We start from the raw sequence: 23,096 nt of genomic DNA on the forward strand, positions 1-23,096 counted from the left end.
AAACCATTGGCAGTCCAACCAGTAACTGTGTCAGGGGCCAGTGAACGGTTCGGCACCTTTAGATGAACGTTAGTTGAACCGTCCGCGTTTGGGGCCGGATCACTGCTTGGCCGTGTTTGCACAGCATAAGCTGGACACGTGGATCCATTGCTCATAGGTGTCGTCGCTGGCCTCGTAGGCCTGTCGTTGGGCGTCTTCGGCATGCTCGCTTTCAGAATCAGCGAGCGGCAACGCAGCATCGTGGACCTGGACGTGAGTGAACCCCTGCTTCCTGAGGGTGCCGCGGAGGTGCTGTCCGTCGTCGGGCGTGCCTTTGTTGTGGTGGACGCGATCGACGGCGTGGTCCGCGCCAGTCCTGCAGCCTACGCGTACGGCTTGGTACGCGGGCACACCGTGGTCCACAAACAACTCCTGGACATGACCGCCAAGGTCCGCCGCGACGGCGTGATCCTCGAAGAGCAGTACGAACTCCCGCGCGGCCCGCTGGGCAAAGGGACCATTGTGGTTCAGGTACGCGCAGCCATGCTCGGGTGGGAATACATCGTGCTCCTGGCCGACGACCGTACCGAGATCACCCGCACCGAGGAAATCCGGAACGACTTCGTGGCCAACGTCTCCCACGAGCTCAAGACCCCCGTCGGCGCCATCTCCCTCCTGGCCGAGGCCCTCGAAGCCTCGCCGGATGACGAAGAGGCAGTGCGCCGCTTCGCCAAGCGCATGCACAAGGAATCCGGGCGATTGGCAGCACTGGTCCAGGACATCATTGAACTTTCCCGCCTGCAGGGAGCCAACGTCGCCCAGCGGGGTCTCCCGGTGGACATCAATACCGTCATCACAGAAGCGGTTGATCGTTCCCAACTGCCAGCCGAGAGCAAGAACATCCAGATCGTGGTGGGCGGGCACTCGGAGGCACTGGTGTTTGGAGACCACGACCTCCTGGTCACCGCACTGCGGAACCTGATCGACAATGCCATCCGCTACTCGCCGGAGAATACGCGGGTGGGTGTGGGCGTGCGGACGCGGGAGGGCGTCGTGGCCATCTCCGTCACAGACCAAGGCGAAGGCCTCACGCCGGAGGACCAGGAGAGGGTATTCGAACGCTTCTACCGCGTGGACGCGGCACGATCCCGCCACACGGGCGGCACTGGCCTTGGCCTCAGCATCGTCAAGCACGTGGTCTCCAACCACGGCGGTGAGGTGACTGTGTGGTCGCAGCCCGGCCAAGGGTCCACATTCACTGTCCGCCTGCCGGAGATGGAAGGCCAGGGCGACGACGCCGGCCTGCCGCCTTCCGCTGCAGCTGCGCCCATCGAGCAACAGGGGACTGCCGTCGTCGAGCCTCGTCCCATGAGCCAACAACCCCAACGCGTGAATCATCAAAAGGGCGCCAACGGCGCCCAAGAGCAAGGAGCCAGCGCTTGAGCCGGATTTTGATAGTGGAGGACGAAGAGTCCTTCAGCGACCCCCTGTCTTATCTCCTGGGCAAGGAAGGGTTTGACGTCGAGGTAGTGGACAACGGCAGCGATGCTTTGGTGGAGTTTGACCGGAACGGTGCCGACCTCGTCCTCCTGGACCTGCAATTGCCTGGGACGCCGGGGACGGAAGTGTGCCGCCAGCTTCGCCAACGCTCCAGCGTGCCCGTCATCATGCTGACGGCCAAAGACTCCGAAATCGACAAAGTTGTTGGGCTGGAACTCGGCGCCGATGACTACGTCACCAAGCCGTATTCCTCCCGCGAGCTCGTGGCCCGTGTCCGTGCGGTGCTGCGTCGGCAAGGTGAGCCGGAGGAACTGATCACCTCCACAGTGCAGGCCGGTCCTGTCCGCATGGACATCGAACGCCATGTGGTGAGTGTCAACGGCGAGCAGGTTTCACTGCCGCTTAAGGAGTTCGAGCTGCTGGAAATGCTGCTCCGCAACTCAGGCCGGGTTTTGACTCGCGGCCAATTGATCGACCGCGTCTGGGGTTCGGACTACGTGGGGGATACCAAAACCCTCGATGTCCACGTCAAGCGGCTTCGGAGCAAGATCGAACCCGACCCCTCCGCACCTCGCTACCTGGTGACGGTCCGCGGCCTGGGCTACAAGTTCGAGCCGTAAGAACCCCTGCACACAACAAAGACTCTGCATACGACGAAGGAAGGGCCCCGCCGAGGCGGGACCCTTCCTTAGTTGTATCGCTTGTGGCGCGGGCCTAGTGACCGGCTCCCGGAGCCTCCGAGGTCGTCGCAGTGGACGTCGGCGTTGCCGTGGGGCTCGGCGTGGTGGGCAGGTACTTGGCGTACTCGGGGAGGGTACCGTCAAGCACCGGGACGTTGATGGTGGCGGAGTCGGAGCCGCTACGGATGGTGACCGGAACCAGGCCGCCGGGAATGACACCCGCGGTGCTGAGGATCGCTGCATCCGCGGTGTCATTCAGGAAGGTCTCGCCGTTGGCCTTGACCGGGATCTCGGTCTGGGCTCCGTTGGCACCACTCATGGTGAGGGTGGCGTCGGTGCTGGAGGAGTTGAACACAGCGCCGATCACGCGGCCGGGCTCTTTCTCGCCCGAAGCAACAATCAGGATGTTGCGCAACTGCAACGAGCCGAGATCTGCTTTGATCCCGTCCGATGCCGAGTACTGGTGGGTGGTCTGCTGGGCGTTGACGAATCCACAGCCGGTGACGGACAGAAGACCGACGCCGATCGCAGCCGCCGCAATTGCCAGCTTGCCGCGCTGGACAGGGTTCATCGCAGTATTGCGCACGACACCTACTCCTCAAGAGTCATTGGAACACTTTTCAGCCATAGCCTATCGGCAAACCCCCGGAAATATGGATTCGGGAAGGCTATGTGGCGCCATTACGAGAAGAGATCTTGCTCGCACGTTGCCTCCTCCATGCATCTTTCGCCTAATACGTCAAGACCTTGGAGGAAGTCGTTTGAGGGCTCATTCCCTTTATTGGCGCGGCAGGAGGGCCCTTCCGGTGCCAGTCGTATGCCTTAATCGTGATAGACTAATCTGCGGGAAAGGGGAAAGTCCACATGGTTTTTGAGGTCGGCGAGACAGTAGTTTACCCTCACCACGGTGCAGCAAAAATTGAGGAAATCAAGATGCGCACCATCAAGGGCGAAGAGAAGATGTATCTCAAGCTCAAGGTGGCTCAGGGTGATCTGACCATTGAAGTTCCAGCAGAGAATGTTGACCTTGTTGGGGTCCGGGACGTAGTGGGCAAAGAAGGCTTGGAGCACGTATTTGACGTTCTCCGCGCCGAGTTCACTGAAGAGCCTACTAACTGGTCACGTCGTTACAAGGCGAACCTGGAGAAACTTGCTTCAGGCGATGTCATCAAGGTGGCAGAGGTCGTTCGCGATCTTTGGCGTCGTGATCACGATCGCGGCCTTTCCGCAGGTGAGAAGCGGATGCTGGCCAAGGCGCGGCAGATTCTGATTTCAGAACTGGCCCTGGCTGAGAAGACAGATGAAGAGAAGGCTGCAAGCGTTCTTGACGAGGTCTTGGCTTCCTAAGAATTGAGCCCGGTGGTGCGAAAGCGCCGCCGGGTTTCTTTTTGCCACACTCCGGGTTTCATTTCCCACAAGTACTCTGGTGAGCATGAGTATTCCTACCAAGCGCGCCGTCACGGCCGTGATCGTGGTTGCTGCCGGCTCCGGTGAACGCCTCGGCTACGGCATGCCCAAAGCCCAGGTTCCGCTGGGCGGCGAGACCATCCTGATGCATGCCCTCCGCGGTGTGGTTGCCTCCGGTGTCGCGCGCCAGATCTGCGTCGCCGTGCCCAAGGGGGACACGGCCCTGCGTGAGTCAATTGCCGAGTTCACCATTGACCTGGTGGACGGCGGACCTGAGATTTCAGTGGTCGACGGCGGTTCATCCCGCGCGGATTCGGTCCGCGCCGCCATGGCTGCTTTGGAGGACGGGACAGAACTGGTCCTGGTCCACGACGCCGCCCGTGCCTTGACCCCCGAGCGGGTCTTCCAACGCGTATCTGCAGCCTTGGCTTCCGGAGCGAAGGCCGTCATTCCCACCATGCCGGTAGTGGATACCATCAAGACCGTTGCCGAAACCAACGGCTCAGACGCATCCATCGCCCCGGAAGTCGTCACAGGCACAGCTCCCCGCGAGCATCTCCGTGCCGTGCAGACCCCGCAGGGTTTCGAACTGGCCGTCCTGCGCAGGGCCCACGAAGCCGCCGGGCTCTTCGATGACAAACAATCAGCAGCTGTCACTGACGACGCCATGCTGGTGGAGCTCCTGGGCGTTCCGGTGCACGCTGTCCGCGGCGCAAGCCAGTCGCTGAAGATCACCACACCTTTGGACCTCATCATTGCCGAGGGCCTACTCGAGGGGCCGCTGGGAATGCGATGGGTGGAAGGCTGATGACACTGAATATGGTCCTTCCCCGAACTGGGGTCGGGATAGATGTCCACGCATTCGCCCCCGAAGATGACCCGCAGCCGCTCTGGTTGGGCGGGCTTTTCTGGGAAGGCGAGCAAGGGCTCTCAGGGCATTCCGACGGCGATTGCGTGGCCCACGCCGCTGCTGACGCGCTCTTCTCCGCCTGTGGCATCGGTGACCTGGGCACCCACTTCGGCACGGACCGCCCCGAGTTTGCCGGCGCCTCCGGGGTCAAGCTGCTCGGTGAAGCCGCACGCATTGTGCGTGCGGCAGGATTCGAGATCGGCAACGTGGCCGTGCAGTTCGTTGCTAACCGTCCCAAGTTCGGGCCACGCCGGGAAGAATCCCAGCGTGTCTTGAGCGAAGCAGCAGGTGCGCCGGTCAGTGTCACGGCAACCACCAGCGACGGACTCGGCTTCACGGGACGCGGCGAAGGGATTTCCGCGGTTGCCACGGCCCTCGTGTACCCCGCTGGCGTCTCCGCGGTGACCCCGGCGGAGCCTGGTCCTGCGAAAGGTGCGCCTCATGCCTAAGGTACGTACCGGCGTCGTGCGTTCCGCTGTGGTGACTGCAGGCTTGGCCGCCTCGCTCCTGCTGAGCGGGTGTGGAGGGGCGCAAACCATGGACGTGGCGGCCAGCTGCGCTTTCCTGAACGACGACACCTTCAAGCCTGACGGCAATCAGCAGCAGCAGTCCAAACAGATCGCCGAGCACTATCACCAGATAGCGGGCAAACTGGCTCCGGAAATCGGCAACCCGATCAAGGAGATGGCGGCAATCATGGACGAAGCGGCGGCTTCTTCGCTCGGGGCAGCCACCCAGGACCAGCAAGAGAAGCTCAAAGTGCAGTTCAACAAGATCGGCGAATACTGCAAGTAAGCAGGTAACACCGCGTCATCGGCTAATCTGGAGCGGTGACCCTGCGCTTCTATGACACCGCCTCCGCCGAAGTCCGCGACTTCGTTCCCCTCGAAGACGGCAAGGCCAGCGTGTACTACTGCGGGGCCACTGTCCAAGGAATGCCGCACGTGGGCCATGTCAGGTCGGCCATTGCCTTTGACCAACTGACCCGTTGGCTTGAGTTCCGTGGCCTCCGGGTCACGGTGGTACGCAACGTCACGGACATCGACGACAAGATCCTGGCCAAGTCCGCTCAGTCGTTCGGGCCGGACTGGGATGCCGAGCCATCCGCGCGCCAAGCCGAAGAATGGTGGGCCTTGGCTTACCGCTACGAGCAGGAATTCGAGAACGCGTACGAATCCTTGGGCGTGCAGCGGCCCACGTACGAGCCCCGCGCAACCGGCCACATCCCTGAGATGCACGCACTGATCCAGCGCCTCATTGACCGCGGCCACGCCTACCCTGCCCTGGACGATTCCGGCGACGTGTACTTCGACGTCCGCTCCTGGAGCAAATACGGTTCGCTGACCCGCCAGAATATTGACGACATGCAGGGAGCAACGGACGTCGAGGCTCAATTCATCAGCAGGAAGCGCGATCCGCGCGACTTCGCGCTGTGGAAGGGTTTCAAAGACGGTGAGCCCGTCACGGCCAAGTGGGAGTCCCCTTGGGGCGCAGGCCGTCCCGGCTGGCACCTGGAGTGCTCAGCCATGGTCACCAAATACCTGGGCCCCCGGTTTGATATCCACGGTGGGGGACTGGACCTTCGCTTCCCGCACCACGAGAACGAGATGGCCCAGTCCCAGGCCGCCGGCGACGATTTCGCCAACTTCTGGATGCACAACGGCATGGTCACCTACGAGGGCGAAAAGATGTCCAAGTCGATTGGCAACACTGTCAGCCCGGCCGAGATGCTCCAGCTCGCATCGCCTCGCGTGGTCCGCTACTACCTTGGCCAGGCCCACTACCGTTCCATCCTGGACTACCGGCCCACCTCGCTGCAGGAGGCCGCGGCCGCCGTCGAGCGGATTGACGGTTTCATCCACAAGGCATCTTCCAAGGTGGACACGGATGCCTCGGACGTGTCCCCGCAGGCGAATATGCCCGCGGCTTTCATCGCAGCCATGGACGACGACCTCAACGTCCCCCAGGCCCTGGGCGTCCTGCACGAAACCGTGCGGGCAGGCAACACCGCCCTGGCTGCCGGTGACCTTGAAGGCGCGAAATCGGCCCTCTACAGTGTGCTGTCCATGACCGAAGTGCTTGGCCTGGATTCGGTCAAACGTCCCGAAGCCGTCCAAGGGCGCGAGCACGCGGCCTTGGAAGTGCTGATCGAAGCTCAACTCGAAGCCCGTGCTGCCGCCAGGGCCGCCAAAGACTGGGCCGCGTCCGACGCGATCCGGGACACGCTCGCCGCCGCCGGCGTCGTCGTCGAAGATGGTGCGGACGGCGCCACCTGGAGCCTGAAACGCGACTGACAAACCGGCGCGACAGTCGAATTGCATCGGGTCAGTAGACTTGATTCCAGACTTACTCACAAAATCAAGGATGGAATCTCATGGCCAATAATGGTCGCCGGTCGGTCAAACAGAAGAAGGGCCCCACCACCGGAACCGGTGGCCACGGCCGCAAGGCCCTGGAAGGCAAGGGTCCTACGCCCAAAGCGGAGGAACGCACCTACCACAAGGCATACAAGAACAAGCAGTTGGCTGAGCGCTCGGCTGCCAAGCGCGGCCCGGGCACTCGTCCCGGCGGTGCAGGCGCCCGCTCCGGCCCCAAGGGCCGTGCCACGGAAGAGCTGGTAACGGGCCGTAACTCGGTGGTCGAGGCCCTCCGCGCCGGCATCCCCGCCAAGGCACTGCACGTCGCCATCCGCATTGAGATGGACGACCGCGTCAAGGAATCCCTCAAACTCGCGGCCGAACGCGGCATTCCGCTGCTCGAAACCGGCAAGGTTGAGCTGGACCGTATGACCGAGGACGCTGTCCACCAGGGCCTAGTTCTGCAGATCCCGCCGTACGAATACGAGGACGCATACGACCTCGCCGAGACGACCCTTGCCAAGTGGAAGAAGGGGCACATTTCCAACGCCCCCATCTTCGTTGCACTGGACGGCATCACCGACCCCCGCAACCTCGGCGCGATCATCCGCTCCGTCTCCGCTTTCAGCGGCCATGGCGTGATCGTCCCCGAGCGTCGCTCCGTCGGCGTCACGGCGTCCGCCTGGAAGACCAGCGCCGGTGCCGCTGTCCGCGTACCTGTCGCCCGCGCGTCGAACCTGAACAACGCTCTCAAGCAGTTCAAAAACATGGGCATCTACGTGCTCGGCCTGGACGGAGACGGCGACGTCTCGCTGCCGGACCTCACCGTGGCAACCGAGCCCGTGTGCATCGTAGTGGGCTCCGAAGGCAAGGGCCTCAGCAGGCTCGTGCGCGAAAACTGCGACCAAATCGTCTCGATCCCGATCGACTCCGCCATGGAATCGCTCAACGCATCCATGGCCGTCGGAATCTCGCTGTACGAAGTGTCGAGGCAGCGCGCCGCTAAGTAATCCTCGCTCGGCGCCGCAAGCGCCAAGTAGTCCTCGAGAAGGCGCCGCAAGCGCCATCCTCCGCGTGCTCGCTCGTTCCTCGCTTAGACGCACGCTACCGGATGGCCCTTGCGGCGCCTTTCGTGTGCCCGGAGTTCAACGCTCTATCACATCCGTCGGGTTTGGGCCGGACGCTCTCTCACATCCCTCGGGTTTGGGCCGGACGCTCTATCACATCCGTTGGGTTTGGGCCGCCGAGCAAAATGGGGAATCCACCGGGACGGGTTAGAAGTCGCGGCGGTTGGCCAGCACGGGAAGTTTTTGCCGGGCGTCTTCCACAGTGGCGGGGTCGAGGTCGTAGAAAATGAGGCCCGGCTCGCCTTCGAGGGTTTCCAGTACCTGGCCGAACGGGGATACGACGGCGGAGTACCCCACTCCCGTGGGCGCGGAACCTTTAACCTCGATGCCTTGGCTTGCCGGATCGCCTTGGCCGCAGGCGAGGACGATCGTGGTGGTGTCCACGGCGCGGGCACGGGCCAGGAGTTGCCACTGCTCGGCCTTGCCGGGCCCGGAACCCCAGGACGCGGAAACGATGTTGACTACAGCGCCGCGCTGGGCGTTTGCCGTGAACAGGGCAGGGAAGCGGATGTCGTAGCAGGTAGCCAAACCAAAGGTGAGACCACCGGCGTCGAACGTTACCGGATCGGTGCCCGCCTCAACGGTGTCCGATTCCGCAAAACCGAACGCGTCAAAGAGGTGGATTTTGTCGTAGCTCGCTTCCACGCCCGGTCCCGTGGCCAGAAGCGTGTTCCGCACCCGCGGTGAACCGGAATCGGAGGGGCTGCCCGGGGTGAACATGCCCGCCACGATCACCAGCTGAAGTTCCTCGGCGAGGGCTCTCACCCGGCTGGCCCACGGCCCGTCCAACGGCTCGGCGATGTCCAGCAGCGAGTTTCCGAACGCGCGCATCATCGCCTCGGGGAACACCACCAACTCGGCGCCGCCGTCCTTGGCCCGGCGGGCGTTGTCCTCAAGGAGCCGCAGGTTGCCGGCCAGATCCCGGCCGGTGATGACTTGGGCAAGTGCCACTCGCACGATGTAACCTCCAGTTGTCTTGGTCCCAGTATGCCAATCCGACTGGCAAGGAGGCAGAGCAAGGCGACACAATTGCTTCCCTCCATCCCCACCCGGCCGGACTCACATGGGGCGTTTCAGCACGTGAGTGGCTGATCAAATCCCGCCATATTGGGGCAAGTAATGAAATCGAGACGCTGAACGTCGTCACATGGCGGGCCCGCGCGGTACATACTTTGCGTGGAACTAAACTTGCAAGCAATGGTTATGCCTATTTTTGACACAGCAACTGCCCTGGACGCATCGCAACCCAGGCCCCTCGGACTGAGCACGCCCCAGCCCGCAGTTCCCGACGCCCAGATCACCCCGGAAAATTTGGTGAACGTGGCCGTGTTCGCCCCGGATCTGGACCGGGTGGAGGTGGTGTTCCAAGCACCTGGGGAAGCTTGGCAGTCCCACATTCTGTCCAACACCGAGGACGGCGTGCACTTCAGCCTTGTCAACGGCATGCCGCCAGGCACCCGCTACGGCTTCCGGGCCGCCCCGAGCGAGGGCGGGCTTCCTCTGTCCATGCCGGCTTTGGACCTGGATAACGACGGCGGCCAGCCGCTGCTGCTCGATCCTTATGGCCGCGCCGTGGACCAGCGGGGCGAGTTCCTCACCAGTGTCCACGTGGAGACAGGCTTTGATTGGGGCGACGATCAACCGCCGCGGACGCCCATGCGTACCTCGGTGATCTATGAGGCACACGTCCGAGGCCAGACCATGCTCCACCCGGACATCCCGGAGCACCTCCGCGGGACGTATGCGGGCATGGCGCATCCTGTGATGATCCAGCACCTCACCGAACTAGGCATCACCGCTGTCCAGCTCCTGCCCATTCATTTCCACCTGGATGAGTCCCATCTTCAGGACCTGGGAATGACCAATTATTGGGGCTACAACACGGCCGCTTTTTTCGCTCCCCACGCTGACTACGCCACGGAGGCGGCTCGCAACGCTGGCCCCCATGCGGTGCAGGATGAGCTCAAGGGCATGATCAAGCTGCTCCATGCGGCGGGGATCGAAGTCATCCTTGACGTCGTGTACAACCACACCGCCGAGGCGGGGCCGGACGGACCGCCACTGAGCTTCCGTGGATTGGCTGAGAAACGCTATTACCGGCACGATGCCCACGGCCGTTACTTGGATACCACCGGGTGCGGCAACACCTTGGATTTCAGCGATCCCGTAGTGGTTGACCTGGCATTGGATTCCTTGCGTTACTGGGTGAACGACTTCCATGTGGACGGGTTCCGCTTCGACCTCGCCGTGACACTGTGCCGCGATGCCAGCAACACCTTTGATCCGCAGCACCCATTCCTGCAGGCGATTGCCGAGGACCCCGTACTTTCAGGGGTCAAACTGATCGCCGAACCTTGGGACGTGGGCTACGGTGGCTGGCAGACCGGCCGCTTCCCGCAGGGCTGGTCGGACTGGAATGACCATTTCCGCGACGGCGTCCGGAGCTTCTGGCTCTCCGACCGGGCTGCCATGGAATCCGGTGGCCACGGCGGCTCCATTGCGTCACTGGCTGAGCTGATGGCGGGCTCCGCCAATCTCTTCGCATCATCGGGACGCACACGGCTGGCCAGCGTCAACTTCATCACTGCTCATGACGGCTTTACCCTCAAAGACCTGGTGAGCTACGACCGTAAGCACAATGAGGCTAACGGCGAGCAGAACCGGGATGGCCACGGAGACAACCGCAGCCATAACCACGGCGTGGAGGGGCGGAGCGAAAACGAGGCAATCGTGGCCGCCCGCGCACTGTCGGTCCGCAATCTGATGGCCACTTTGCTCCTGTCTTTCGGTGTTCCCATGATCACTGCCGGTGACGAGATCGGGCGGACCCAACAGGGCAACAACAATGCCTACTGCCAGGACAACCCCACGGCTTGGCTCGATTGGAGCCGGACCCAGGAAGCCAATGCCATGTTCAGGACCACGCGCGAACTGGTCAGGTTGCGCCGGTGGTTCCTTCGGCATCAGCCCGAGAGTTTCCCCGGCAACGCCAACGACTCCAGCTTGCAATGGTTTGATGACAAGGGAAAGCGTATGACTCCGGCGCGCTGGAACGAGCCCAACCTCCGTTCCGTCCAGCTCCTGATGGGTCACGAGGACAGTGAGATCCGCGGCTTGATCTCGGTGAACGGCAGCAACCAGGACGTGAAAATGGTCCTGCCTGAGATTTTGAGCGAGTCAGGCATCGGTAAGCGCATGTTCGAACTTCGCTTCACCACCTCGGTGCTGCATGAGCGCAGGAAGGGAGCGTTGGTGGCTTCCGGCGAGCGGGATATCCTGCAAGCCAACACCATTAACGTCTACCGCACCTAGGCACTAACCACGCAGGGAGTTCACCGCATGAGCAGCCGAAACAAACTGGTGGCCTTCGCGGGACTGGTGATCGCCGTCGTCGTGCTGGTGGTTGCCATGGTGGGTGGTGGCTCACTGACCGCGCAAACCACGACGCCGGAACCTGGCTCTCCGTCGACGTCACCCCAGGTAGTCAGCACGTCGGCGCCCGGCCGGGCTGTCGCCAACCCTTCTGCGCTGCCCTCCATCAATGCCTCGCAGCTACCCAGGGAAGCCCGCCAAACCCTTGCCCTGATTGCTAAGGGCGGCCCGTACCCTTACGACCGTGACGGCGTGAATTTCGGCAACTTCGAGGGTTTGCTGCCCAAGAAGTCCGGTGGTTTCTACAAGGAGTACACGGTACGTACGCCGGGGGAGTCGGACCGCGGTGCGCGAAGAATCATTGTGGGTAAAGACTCAGCCAAGTACTACACACCGGACCATTACGAGTCCTTCAAATTCATTGTCGAAGACAAGTAGGAGCCCATGAAAATCTATTCGGCGGACACCTGGACCCTCGAGGAACTGCAGGAGCAGGTCTCCGATGCGGGTCGCAGGACCCTACTGGTCCCACCCGCAAGCACCAAGCAGGCGGTTCTTGAGGTCTTCGGCCAGGTGCTCGATTTCCCCGAGTATTACGGGGTGAACCTCGACGCCCTCAACGACTCCTTGCACGATTACGCCGATGCCCTCTCTGAGGATGACGGCAGCCCAGTCACCATGATCTGGCAAGTCCCCGCGGCCTACCGCACGGACCGCTCCTTCGGAGTAGTCTGCGAGATCCTCCAAGACGCGGAAAAGTACGCCGGCCGCGACCTCACGGTCATCGCGGTCTTCGAAAACTAGTCGCGCCAACGGGCCCTATGGATCCCAACCGTAGCGGGCCTTGAGACGCAATTGGCGACCGTGACCCGGCAGCGTGCGTCAAAGCGACGAAGGAGCAGCACGCAGAGGGTTACGGTCGCCAATTGGGCTACGGCGGACTAGGCGTTCGCGATCAATCCCAGCTCAGCTTTGGATGCCAACGCTGAGTGCTTCGGGAACACCCGGACGGTATAGCCGAAGGAGCCGGACCTGTTGATCACCAAGGACCCGCTGAACAGGTGGCGTCCGCCGCCGAGGTCTTCCACCGAGTCCAGTTCGGCAACCACAATGTCTTCGAGCTCGTCGGATTCCTCGGCTCGTCCGAAGGCTACCTCCACGGAGACGTCGTCGGGTGTCAGGTTGTTGAGAGCCACGTAGGCGTTGACTTGGAGCGCGTCGCCTACCTGGGGTTCTTCGGAGACGCCCACGGAGTCAACGTGTTCCACCACAACCTCGGGCCATGCGTTCCTTACCTTGGTGGTCCAGGATGCGAGCTCCTTGGCTTCCTTGAACGCTTCGGCAACTGCCCTGCGCCCGGATACAGCGGCCGGGCAGTAGAGGTTGTTGACGTAGTCGTGGAGCATGCGTTCTGCCGAGACTGCCGGGCCCAGGTTGGCCAGCGTGTGCTTGATCATTGACACCCAGTGGGTGGGCACGGTCTCAACGCTGGATTCCGAGGGTCCGGCCGCGCCGGCGGCTTGTGCCACCGTTGTGCCGTAGAACCTTGGCGCCACCTGGGTTTCCAGGAGTTCGTAGAGTGCCGACGCCTCAATGTCATCGCGTTCCTCGGAGGAGGCGTTGTTGTTGGCTGTGGGGATTGCCCAGCCGTTTTCGCCGTCGTACATTTCGTCCCACCAGCCGTCCAGGACGGAGAGGTTGAGCGAGCCGTTGATGGCTGCTTTCATGCCGGAGGTGCCGCACGCTTCGAGCGGGCGGAGCGGGTTGTTGAGCCAGACGTCGCAGCCGGGGAACAGGGTCCTTGCCATGGCGATGTCATAGTTGGGCAGGAACACGATCCTGTGCCGCACCTGGGGGTCGTCGGTGAACTTGACCAGGTCCTGGATCATTTTCTTGCCGGCGTCGTCTGCGGGGTGGGACTTGCCTGCAATGACCAGCTGGATGGGGTGCTTGGGGTCCAGCAGGAGGGCTTTCAACCGTGCAGGATCGCGCAGCATGAGGGTGAGCCGTTTGTAGGTGGGCACACGGCGTGCGAATCCGATGGTCAGGACGTCGGGGTCCAGCACGGAGTCGGTCCAACCGAGTTCGGCATCGGCCGCGCCGCGCTTCTTCCAGGAGGCGCGGAGCCGGCGTCGGACGTCGTCGATGAGCTGGGCGCGGAGCTCCCGGCGGAGGGCCCAGACGTCTTCGTCGCTGACGTTGTAGGCCAGGTCCCAGCGTCCCATGGCTTCGGCTTCGGCCCCGAATTGGGTCCGTGCAAGGGCGGAGATGCGGGGATCCACCCACGTGGGCACGTGGACGCCGTTGGTGACGGAGGTGATGGGGATTTCGGAGTGGTCGAATCCCGGCCAGAGTCCGGCGAACATTTCGCGGGACACCACGCCGTGCAGCTTGGCCACACCGTTTGCTCGTTGCGCCAGGCGCAGGCCCATTACGGCCATGTTGAACACCGAGGGGTTGCCGCCGTCATAGTTTTCGCGTCCGAGTTCCAGGATGCGTTCGGTGGGCACGGCGGGTGCCAGCCCGGCTTCGAAGAAGTGCTTGATTTGCACGGTTTCGAAGCGGTCGATTCCGGCGGGTACGGGTGTGTGCGTGGTGAAGACGGTGGATGCCCGGCCGGCGGCGAGGGCTTCGTCCCAGCTGAGGGGGTGGTCGGTGTTGGACATGGCTTCCTGGATGCGTTCAATTCCCAGGAAGCCGGCGTGACCTTCGTTGGTGTGGAAGACCTCGGGCGCGGGTGTGCCGGTGATCTCCTGATAGACGCGCAGGGCTTTGACGCCGCCCATGCCCAGGAGAAGTTCCTGCTGGAGCCGGTGGTCGCCGCCGCCGCCGTACAGGCGGTCGGTGATGCCGCGCGCGGCTTCGTCGTTGGAGGGGACGTTGGAGTCCAGGAGCAGCAGAGGAACACGTCCGACGTCGGCACGCCAGACATGCGCGTGGAGTTCGCGTCCGTTGGGCAGCGGCAGGGAGATGTGGACTGGCTTTCCGGGGGCGCCGTCCTTGGCAGGGTGGCGAAGCAGCGTCAGGGGGAGTCCGTCGGGGTCCAGGACGGGGTAGGTTTCCTGCTGCCAGGCGTCCCGGGAGAGCGACTGCTTGAAGTAGCCGGCCTGATACAGAAGGCCTACGCCGATCAGCGGCACGCCGAGGTCCGAAGCAGCCTTGAGGTGGTCGCCGGCGAGGATTCCGAGACCTCCGGAGTACTGCGGAAGCACTTCGGTGATGCCGAACTCGGGGGAGAAGTACGCGATGCACGCCGGAGCGTCCTCGTTGAGGCCCTGGTACCAGCGGGGTTCGCTGAGGTAGCGGTCCAGATCGGCTGCGGCGTGCTGAACGCGTTCCACAACCTCTCCGTCGTTTGCCAGGTCCTGCAGTTGCTCGCGGCTGATGGACCCCAACAAGGCGATGGGGTCGTGCTGCGAGGCCTCCCAGAGAGCCGGGTTAAGGCTCGCGAAAAGTTCCCGAGTGGGCCGGTGCCAGGACCAGCGCAAATTGGTCGCCAGACGGGCCAAGGGCCTGATGGGCTCGGGGAGGACGGTACGGACTGTAAACCTTCGAATAGCCTTCACGAGCGCCACACTAACGGACTCGCATGGAAGCCGGAACTGCATTGGGTTTCTTTTAGGTAAAAGTCATCTTGCGTCGAGGAGAAAGGTCGTGTGCTTAGCATTCTGTGATTTTTCTCGCTAACGTCGTGGTTGTGACGAAAACCGCGCGAACCATCACCGCTCTGAAATCCAAGACGACTACGGACATCACCGAGGGACTTCGCTTCGGCCGGTTCCCCATCACGGCCGTGCAGCCGGTGGTTGAGGGTGGCCGTTTCCCGGCGAAGGCCTTGCCGGGCGAGGACCTCGTGGTTGGCGCCACGGTCTTCCGTGAAGGCCATGACCAGCTGGGCGTATCCGCTGTGCTGCTCGATCCCAAGGGCAAGGAGCGTCAGCGCGTCCGCCTGACCCCGGCCGAGGGCGAGCAATGGAAGGGCCTGGACCGCTGGGAGGGCTTGATCACGCCCGCCGGCACCGGCGCCTGGTCCTTCGTCATTGAGGCCTGGCATGACCGCTACGGCACCTGGCACCACAACGCTGAGGTCAAAGTGGGGGCCGGCATTGACGTTGAGTTGATGCTTGCCGAGGGCGCTGCCCTCCTCGCCGAAGCAGTGGACGACGCCGGACGCAGCGCTGCGGAGAAGCGCACCTTGCGTGCCGCTTCCGTTGTGCTCTCCGACACCACCAAGACTGCCGAGGAGCGCCTTGGCGCCGGCTTCAGCCCGGAGGTGCTGGCCGCCGTCGGACGCGTTCCGATCCGCGAACTGGTGACTGTTTCCGAGCGTTTCCCGCTGCAGGTGGAGCGCGACCTCGCGGGCCGCGGTTCCTGGTACGAGTTCTTCCCCCGCTCAGAGGGCGCTGTGCTGGATCACTCCACCGGTGTGTGGACCTCCGGCAACTTCCGGACGGCAGCCAGAAGGCTCGACGCCGTGGCGGAGATGGGCTTCGACATCATCTACCTGCCACCTATCCACCCGATCGGTTTTCAACACCGCAAGGGCCGCAACAACACGTTGACTCCGGGCCCGCAGGATCCCGGTTCGCCGTGGGCCATTGGTTCCCGGGACGGTGGCCATGACGCCATCCACCCGGAACTGGGTACGTTTGAGGACTTTGACGCGTTCGTAGCGCGAGCCAACGAGCTCGGACTTGAGGTTGCGTTGGACCTCGCCCTGCAGGCAGCTCCGGACCACCCTTGGGTAGCGTCCAACCCGGAGTGGTTCACCACCCGAGTGGACGGTTCCATCGCTTATGCAGAGAACCCGCCGAAAAAGTACCAGGACATTTATCCCCTGAACTTTGACAACGACCCGGCCGGCCTTTCCAAGGAGATCCTGCGGATTGTCCAGCTGTGGATCAGCCACGGCGTCAAGGTTTTCCGTGTGGACAATCCCCACACCAAGCCCGTCTGGTTCTGGGAATGGCTGATCGGCAAGATCAACAAGAAGAACCCCGAGGTTGTTTTCCTGGCCGAAGCCTTCACACGCCCGCCCATGATGCACGCTTTGGGCCGCGCGGGATTCCAGCAGTCCTACTCCTACTTCACGTGGCGGAACACCAAGACCGAGCTGGAGCAGTATTTCCACGAGGTCAGCCACGAGACCGCTGCCTTCTTCCGTCCCAACTTCTTTGTGAACACCCCGGACATTCTCACCGAGTACCTGCAGTACGGTGGCCCGGCCGCGTTCCGCATCCGGGCGGTCTTGGCCGCTACGGCCAGCCCGCTGTGGGGCGTCTATGCGGGCTATGAGTTGTACGAGCACGTGGCCCGTCCGGGCGCGGAGGAGTACATCGATAACGAAAAGTACGAGTACAAGGCGCGGGATTGGGAAGGCGCTGCCGAGTCAGGGCGGACCTTGGCGCCGTACATCACCAGGCTCAACACCATCCGCAAGGACCACGTGGCCTTGGGCGATCTGCAGAACCTGACACTTCACAGCAGCACCGACGACGCCACGATTGTCTACTCCAAGCACAAGACGCTGCCGGACGGCACCAAGGACACCTTGATCATTGTGGTCAACGTGGATCCTCACAGCACCCGCGAAAGCACGGTGTCCTTGGACCTGGGGGCCCTGCAGTTGGATCCTTCGGACTTCAACGAGGACGGCCGGTTCCGGGTGGACGACTTGATCAGCGGTGAGAGCTGGGAGTGGGGCGAGCACAACTACGTCCGCCTGGATGCCCACGTTGAGCCGGCGCACATACTGAGCATCCGGAGGCAGCCTTAGTGAGTTTTTCTCCGCAGAACCCCAGCCAGTACTTCACGCCGAAGAACACCTTCGAGTTGAACGCCCCAGGTCTCCAGCACGATCCGCACTGGTACCGCAAGGCAGTCTTCTATGAGGTACTGGTGCGGGCTTTTGCGGACGCCAACGGGGATGGGTCCGGCGACTTCCACGGCCTGATCGAGAAACTGGATTACCTCCAGTGGCTGGGTGTTGACTGCCTGTGGTTGCCGCCGTTCTTCCATTCCCCGTTGCGCGATGGCGGTTATGACATTGCGGACTACACGTCCGTGCTGGACGAGTTCGGTACCATCAGCGACTTCAAGAGGTTGGTTGCCGAGGCCCACGCCCGTGGGGTCCGTGTGATCATCGACCTCCCGTTGAACCACACCTCGGACCAGCATCCCTGGTTCCAGGAATCGCGTAAGGACCCAACGGGTCCCTACGGCGATTTCTACGTGTGGAGCGATACTGACGAGAAGTACCAGGACGCGCGCATCATCTTCGTTGACACAGAAGAGTCCAACTGGACGTTCGATCCCATCCGCCGGCAGTTCTTCTGGCACCGCTTCTTCAGCCACCAGCCGGACCTGAACTTCGAGAACCCCAAGGTGATTGAGGCGCTCTATGACGTAGTCCGCTTCTGGCTGGACCAGGGCATCGATGGCTTCCGTGCTGACGCCATCCCTTATCTGTTCGAAGAAGACGGAACCAACTGCGAGAACCTGCCTGCCACGCACACCTTCCTGCAGGACCTCCGCCGGATGGTGGACTCGAACTACCCCGGCCGGGTCATCATTGCCGAGGCGAACCAGCCCCCGCATGAGGTGGTGGAGTACTTTGGCACGGAGGAAGCCCCCGAATGCCACATGGCCTTCCACTTCCCCATCATGCCCAGGCTCTACTACGCCTTGCGGGACCAGAAGGCCGCTCCCATCATTGAGACACTGCGGAACACCCCGGAGATACCCAAGGGCGCGCAGTGGGGGACTTTCCTGAGGAACCACGACGAACTGACGTTGGAGATGGTGCCAGCAGAAGAGCGCGCCGCCATGCTCGGATGGTACGCCCCGGATCCGCGGATGCGGGCCAACATTGGTATTCGACGACGCTTGGCGCCGTTGCTGGACAACTCCCGTTCCGAGATTGAGCTGATCAACGCGCTGCTGCTGTCCTTGCCGGGCAGTCCTTTCCTCTATTACGGGGATGAGATCGGCATGGGGGACAACATTTGGCTCGATGACCGTGATGCCGTCCGAACTCCGATGCAGTGGAACCCTGATCGGAACGCAGGTTTTTCCGGTGCTGATCCAGGCCAGCTGTACCTGCCGGTCATCCAATCGCTGGTGTACAACTACAGCATGGCCAACGTTGAGGCCGAGGCCGCGCACTCAGGTTCGCTGCTGCGCTGGACCCGCCAGATCCTGAGCGTCCGGAAGAACCATCCGGTGTTTGGTCTGGGCGGTTTCCGGCATATCGAGGCGGATCATGAAGTGGTGCTCGCCTATGTTCGCGAGTTGCCGGCGGGTAACCCCGAGGGGGAGGACGCCGAAACCATATTGTGCGTCTTCAACCTCTCCCAGCACCCTGTAGCGGCAACGCTGGACATTCCCGAGTTCGCGGGCAGGGGCCTGCGCGACATTTTCGGCGGCCAGCCCTTCCCGGCGGTCGGAGACAACGGTCATCTGACCGTGATGTTGGGCAGCCACAGCTTCTATTGGCTGCGGGTTCGCTCGGCATTTTCCAATCCCTCGTCGCCTTTTACCCAGGCGATTCCCGTGGTGACCTCCAAAGGATGAGATGAACGAGGAACACTTGAGCCCCTCCATTGAAGGACTTCTCCGGACCTGGCTGCCAGGCAAGCGCTGGTTCCCGGTCAAGAGCCCCGACTTTGCGCTGGAGCAGGTGGGCGGCTTCAGCCTCCCCCATGCAAGCGGCGACGCACAGCTGGAAGTTGTGCTGTTGGCGGTAACCCACCGAACGGCCGACGGCGGTTCGCGGACTGACGTTGTTCAGGTTCCGTTGAGCTACCGGAGCCAGCCGCTATCCGATGCGCCAACAGCTTTGCTGGGCGAGGTGACGGATCCAGAACTAGGCCTGAGGCTCGTTTACGATGCCGTCTACGATTCCGACTTCGTCACAGCATGGCTGGAACTCATGCGCAGTGAAGGAACAGTGGGCGGTGCCCAAGGACACCTAACCACTGGCCGTGTAGCGCTCCCGAAAGACCCAACGTCAGTGCGTGTCCTCTCGGGTGAGCAATCCAACACGTCAGTCATCATTGACGACGGCGATTCGGCGGCGATCATCAAAATCTTCCGTGTGCTTGCCGACGGCAAGAATCCTGAAGTGGAGCTTGGCGCTGCCCTGACCGCGGCTGGCACCACGGAGGTTCCCGCGACGCTTGGCTGGATTACCGGCTCGTGGAATGGTCCGGCGTCGAACGGTTCAACAGTGGCCACCGGTGAGCTGACCGTTGCCCACGAGTTTCTCCTCGGCGGCCGGGACGCTTGGCGCCTGGCGGTGGAGGCAGCCGCGGCCGGTAAGGATTTCACCGCAGAAGCCCGCGGGCTGGGCGCTGCTACTGCCACGGTTCATGCCAGGCTCGCTGAAACATTCGGAACCCAGGACGGGCAGGAACAGGGCCCGGACATCATCGCCTCAGTAGTCCGGCGCGTCCGCGGCTCGTGGGCGGAAGCCTCGTCCGCCGTCGGGCCCCATGACCAACAACTCGATGAGTTGCTGGCGGCACTGGATCCCCGCGACGTTGGCCAGTTGCAGCGCGTCCACGGCGACCTCCACCTGGGCCAGATTCTGTTGGTTCCCGGCACGGAGGGGCAGCCAGGGCGGTGGGCCATCCTTGACTTCGAGGGCGAGCCGCTCCGGACCATTGATGAGCGCAATACTCCCGATCTTCCTTTGCGGGATGTCACCGGGATGCTGCGCTCGTTCGACTACGCGGCCGGGGCCGCCACGCGCGAAAACATCGACGTCAAAGTGCCTGAAGCCTGGGTGGATGACTGCGCTGCCGCGTTCCTTGAGGGGTATAGCGAGGTCACCCCGGGAACAATTGACCGCCGCTCGCCGCTCTTTGTGGCATTGTGGCTGGACAAGGCCTTATACGAGGTTGTGTACGAGTTGCGGAACCGGCCCGACTGGTTGTCGATCCCCGTGAATGCATCCCGACGAATCCTCGAAAACACTAGCCGCGGCAAGCATGCGGCAGCTACAGCGGAAGGTAATGACATGACTGGCTCTGCACGCACCGAACGGCCGCGAGTTCCCCTGCACGTGGACTCCGAGACCTTGGAACGCGTGGCGGCCGCTGCCTACCATGCACCCCACTCAGTGCTGGGCGCACACTTGGACGATCACGGCCACGTCACCATCCGCACCGTGAAGCACCTCGCGAAGTCCGTGGTTGTAGTGACCGAAGCCGGCCGCACCGACATGACCCACGAGGCCCACGGCGTCTGGACTGCTGTTCTGGAACCGCTGCAGGCCGGCCACGTGCCTGACTACCGTTTGGAAGTGGTGTACGACGTCGAACCCGTCACCATCGATGACCCGTACCACTACCTGCCTACCGTGGGTGAGGTGGACCTGCACCTGATCGGCGAAGGCCGCCACGAACGCCTTTGGGATGTTCTGGGTGCGCACGTTCAGCATTACCGCTCCGCGCTGGGTGAGGTGGACGGAGTTTCCTTCGCCGTCTGGGCCCCCAACGCCCAGGCCGTACGTGTGAAGGGCGACTTCAACGCGTGGGATGGCCGCTCCCACGGAATGCGTTCACTGGGGTCCTCCGGTGTGTGGGAACTGTTCATCCCGGGTGTTGTAGCAGGGGCGTGCTACAAATACGAGATCCTGACCAAGTCGGGACACTGGATTGAAAAGGCCGATCCGCTGGCTTTCGGCACCGAGGTTCCGCCACTGACGGCCTCACGTGTTGTGGACGCCAGCTACCGGTTCAAGGATGCGGAATGGATGAGCGCGCGTGCTGCGAAAGACCCGCACAACTCGCCCATGAGCGTCTACGAAGTCCACCTGGGATCCTGGCGGCTGGGCCTTGGCTACAAGGAACTCGCCAAGGAACTCGTGGACTACGTGAAGTGGCTCGGCTTCTCCCACGTTGAGTTCATGCCGGTGGCGGAGCACCCCTTCGGTGGTTCGTGGGGCTACCAAGTGACGTCCTACTTCGCGCCGACCTCACGGTTTGGACACCCGGACGAGTTCCGGTTCCTGGTGGATTCGCTTCACCAGGCCGGCATCGGCGTCCTCCTTGACTGGGTACCTGCCCACTTCCCCAAGGACTCCTGGGCGCTGGCACAGTTCGACGGCCAGCCACTGTACGAGCACTCGGACCCTGCCTTGGGCGAACACCCGGACTGGGGAACGCTGATCTTCGACTTTGGGCGCAGCGAGGTCAGGAACTTCCTGGTGTCCAACGCGCTGTACTGGCTGGAAGAATTCCACATTGATGGCCTGCGTGTAGATGCTGTTGCCTCGATGATCTACCTGGACTATTCCCGCGAAGAAGGGCAGTGGAAGCCCAACAAGTTCGGCGGGCGTGAGAACCTCGAAGCCATTTCCTTCATGCAGGAAGTCAACGCCACCGTCTACAAGTCCCACCCGGGCGCCATCATCATTGCCGAGGAATCCACCGCATTCCCCGGTGTTACGGCTCCCACCAACCACGGCGGACTCGGCTTCGGGCTCAAATGGAACATGGGCTGGATGCATGATTCGCTCAAGTACATTTCCGAAGACCCCATCAACCGCAAATGGCACCACGGCACCATCACGTTCTCCTTGGTCTATGCCTTCACTGAGAACTTCCTGCTGCCCATCAGCCACGACGAAGTAGTTCACGGCAAAGGCTCCATGCTGCGGAAGATGCCGGGCGACCGGTGGCAGCAACTGGCAAACCTGCGCGCGTTCTTTGCGTACCAGTGGGCGCATCCGGGCAAGCAGCTCATCTTCATGGGTACGGAGTTCGGCCAGGAAGCAGAATGGTCCGAACAGTACGGACTGGATTGGTTCCTCGCCGACATTCCCGCGCACCGCGGGCTGCAGCTCCTGATCAAGGATCTGAACGAGCTCTATACCGCAACGCCGGCCCTTTACCAGCGGGACAACGAGGCCGGCGGTTTCCAATGGATCAACGGCGGGGATGCTGATCACAACGTCCTCACGTTCATCCGCTGGGACCACGATGGCAAACCGCTGGTGTGCGCAGTGAACTTCTCCGGCGGTCCGCACAAGGATTACATCTTGGGCGTACCGGCAGCAGGGGAGTGGACGGAAGTCCTCAACACGGACGCTGAGACATACGGCGGCTCGGGGGTTGTCAACGCAGGATCGCTGACGGCGTCTACTCCGGGAACTGATGGACAACCTGCGGCGCTGACTGTAACGCTTCCTCCGCTGGGCGCCTCATGGTTCACGCCGGCTGGCTGATCCTCTCTCACATCACCACCCTTTTCCAGCGTCCCTCGCTCACATAACGGCCGCTTTCGAGCAACGCTCTCTCACTCACGTGGGAGAGCGTTGCTGGTTCCCGGCCGGCTTGTGTTTACGGCCGGATCTACAGGCAAGGGCTCGACGACGGCGGCCCTCACCAAGGCGGCTTTGCCAACCGGGGCCAAGTATGGGTATAGTTAGTACCCGCGCTGCTCCACTGGTTGAGACCGCAAACTGACAAGAAACCGCAAGGAAAAATCAAGTCAGTCTTGCCGATTTGACCGGAAGGAATCCAGCCGGTAAGTTTGAAAAGTTGCTCCGGAGCGATCCAGTTGAGGCTGGTGGTACTGCTCTGGAATAGTGACCTGTTGTTTGAGAACTCAATAGTGTGCCAAGTTTGTTGATACCGATTGTTTTTTTGATTGGTTGAAATTATGGCTGGATCATTGCGCACCCCCGTGTGTGGTGGTCTGGTTTTCAGCTGGTTTCGAATTTTGTGCAGCCGTGTTCGCCGTTATTTCCGGTGGGTGT

17 protein-coding genes are annotated in these 23,096 nt (G+C 62.4%); 14 read left to right on the forward strand and 3 right to left on the reverse strand.

The genetic code is table 11. The annotated features are described in order from the left end of the window. Positions 1-147: 147 nt before the first annotated feature. Both ACZ5J0_RS04100 and ACZ5J0_RS04105 read left to right on the forward strand, forming a co-directional pair. Positions 148-1,422, forward strand: coding sequence for a sensor histidine kinase (locus tag ACZ5J0_RS04100; RefSeq protein WP_464094692.1), 1,275 nt, complete (start codon positions 148-150; stop codon positions 1,420-1,422). Then, positions 1,419-2,099 carry a response regulator transcription factor gene (locus tag ACZ5J0_RS04105; protein ID WP_020608526.1) on the forward strand — a complete coding sequence of 227 codons (681 nt, stop codon included), beginning with the start codon at positions 1,419-1,421 and terminating at the stop codon, positions 2,097-2,099. The genes ACZ5J0_RS04100 and ACZ5J0_RS04105 overlap by 4 nt, the downstream gene beginning before the upstream one ends. 94 nt (positions 2,100-2,193) lie before the next feature. Here the strand turns inward: ACZ5J0_RS04105 and ACZ5J0_RS04110 are convergent, their stop codons facing one another. Then, positions 2,194-2,730 (reverse strand): hypothetical protein, encoded by a 537-nt coding sequence (locus tag ACZ5J0_RS04110; protein WP_142936592.1) that lies wholly within the window; start codon positions 2,728-2,730, stop codon positions 2,194-2,196. Positions 2,731-3,023: 293 nt separating this feature from the next. Between ACZ5J0_RS04110 and ACZ5J0_RS04115 the strand changes: the two genes are divergently transcribed. The 6 genes from ACZ5J0_RS04115 to rlmB all read left to right on the forward strand — a co-directional run bounded on the left by ACZ5J0_RS04115 (position 3,024) and on the right by rlmB (position 7,843). Continuing rightward, positions 3,024-3,506 carry a CarD family transcriptional regulator gene (locus ACZ5J0_RS04115; RefSeq protein WP_011690592.1) on the forward strand — a complete coding sequence of 161 codons (483 nt, stop codon included), beginning with the start codon at positions 3,024-3,026 and terminating at the stop codon, positions 3,504-3,506. 85 nt (positions 3,507-3,591) lie between these two features. Beyond that, a complete protein-coding gene (ispD, locus tag ACZ5J0_RS04120; protein WP_464094242.1) occupies positions 3,592-4,374 on the forward strand; it encodes a 2-C-methyl-D-erythritol 4-phosphate cytidylyltransferase in 783 nt (260 codons plus the stop codon). Beyond that, positions 4,374-4,925: a 2-C-methyl-D-erythritol 2,4-cyclodiphosphate synthase gene (gene ispF / locus ACZ5J0_RS04125; RefSeq protein ID WP_223941906.1), complete on the forward strand. Its 552-nt coding sequence runs from the start codon at positions 4,374-4,376 to the stop codon at positions 4,923-4,925. Before ispD ends, ispF begins: the two co-directional genes overlap by 1 nt. After that, positions 4,918-5,271, forward strand: coding sequence for a hypothetical protein (locus tag ACZ5J0_RS04130; protein ID WP_250819524.1), 354 nt, complete (start codon positions 4,918-4,920; stop codon positions 5,269-5,271). Before ispF ends, ACZ5J0_RS04130 begins: the two co-directional genes overlap by 8 nt. Before the next feature lie 35 nt (positions 5,272-5,306). Next, the gene (gene cysS, locus ACZ5J0_RS04135) at positions 5,307-6,770 is read left to right on the forward strand and encodes a cysteine--tRNA ligase (RefSeq protein ID WP_464094243.1); all 1,464 of its coding nucleotides are present in this window, start codon (positions 5,307-5,309) and stop codon (positions 6,768-6,770) included. Positions 6,771-6,850: 80 nt separating this feature from the next. Beyond that, on the forward strand, positions 6,851-7,843 hold the full coding sequence (gene rlmB / locus ACZ5J0_RS04140) for a 23S rRNA (guanosine(2251)-2'-O)-methyltransferase RlmB (protein ID WP_166842865.1): 993 nt from the start codon (positions 6,851-6,853) through the stop codon (positions 7,841-7,843). A gap of 264 nt (positions 7,844-8,107) precedes the next feature. On the opposite strand, the gene ACZ5J0_RS04145 is transcribed toward rlmB, so the two are convergent. Then, positions 8,108-8,917: a carbon-nitrogen hydrolase family protein gene (locus ACZ5J0_RS04145; RefSeq protein ID WP_464094244.1), complete on the reverse strand. Its 810-nt coding sequence runs from the start codon at positions 8,915-8,917 to the stop codon at positions 8,108-8,110. A 240-nt stretch (positions 8,918-9,157) separates the two neighbouring features. Here ACZ5J0_RS04145 and glgX point away from each other — a divergent pair, with 240 nt between their 5' ends. Genes glgX through ACZ5J0_RS04160 form a run of 3 tightly spaced genes read left to right on the forward strand, consistent with a single transcriptional unit; the run spans position 9,158 to position 12,136 of the window. Next, positions 9,158-11,272, forward strand: coding sequence for a glycogen debranching protein GlgX (glgX, locus tag ACZ5J0_RS04150; protein ID WP_464094245.1), 2,115 nt, complete (start codon positions 9,158-9,160; stop codon positions 11,270-11,272). 27 nt (positions 11,273-11,299) lie between these two features. Continuing rightward, positions 11,300-11,770: a guanyl-specific ribonuclease gene (locus ACZ5J0_RS04155; protein WP_142936561.1), complete on the forward strand. Its 471-nt coding sequence runs from the start codon at positions 11,300-11,302 to the stop codon at positions 11,768-11,770. Positions 11,771-11,776: 6 nt separating this feature from the next. Next, entirely contained in the window at positions 11,777-12,136 is a 360-nt protein-coding gene (locus tag ACZ5J0_RS04160) for a barstar family protein (RefSeq protein ID WP_142936560.1), read from the forward strand. A 137-nt stretch (positions 12,137-12,273) separates the two neighbouring features. Here the strand turns inward: ACZ5J0_RS04160 and glgP are convergent, their stop codons facing one another. Then, on the reverse strand, positions 12,274-14,898 hold the full coding sequence (gene glgP / locus ACZ5J0_RS04165) for an alpha-glucan family phosphorylase (protein ID WP_187697048.1): 2,625 nt from the start codon (positions 14,896-14,898) through the stop codon (positions 12,274-12,276). A gap of 125 nt (positions 14,899-15,023) precedes the next feature. On the opposite strand from glgP, the gene ACZ5J0_RS04170 reads away from it, so the two are divergent. The 3 genes from ACZ5J0_RS04170 to ACZ5J0_RS04180 are packed head-to-tail and all read left to right on the forward strand — an operon-like array spanning position 15,024 to position 22,562. Beyond that, positions 15,024-17,108, forward strand: a complete 2,085-nt coding sequence (locus tag ACZ5J0_RS04170; protein WP_187697050.1) for an alpha-1,4-glucan--maltose-1-phosphate maltosyltransferase — start codon at positions 15,024-15,026, stop codon at positions 17,106-17,108. Then, complete coding sequence (treS, locus tag ACZ5J0_RS04175; protein ID WP_142936557.1) at positions 17,108-18,904, forward strand: maltose alpha-D-glucosyltransferase; 1,797 nt, start codon at positions 17,108-17,110, stop codon at positions 18,902-18,904. The genes ACZ5J0_RS04170 and treS overlap by 1 nt, the downstream gene beginning before the upstream one ends. Position 18,905: 1 nt before the next feature. Further along, positions 18,906-22,562 (forward strand): 1,4-alpha-glucan branching enzyme, encoded by a 3,657-nt coding sequence (locus ACZ5J0_RS04180; RefSeq protein WP_464094246.1) that lies wholly within the window; start codon positions 18,906-18,908, stop codon positions 22,560-22,562. Positions 22,563-23,096 lie beyond the last annotated feature (534 nt).

This window comes from Arthrobacter sp. DualSoilB13 (genome assembly GCF_055389195.1).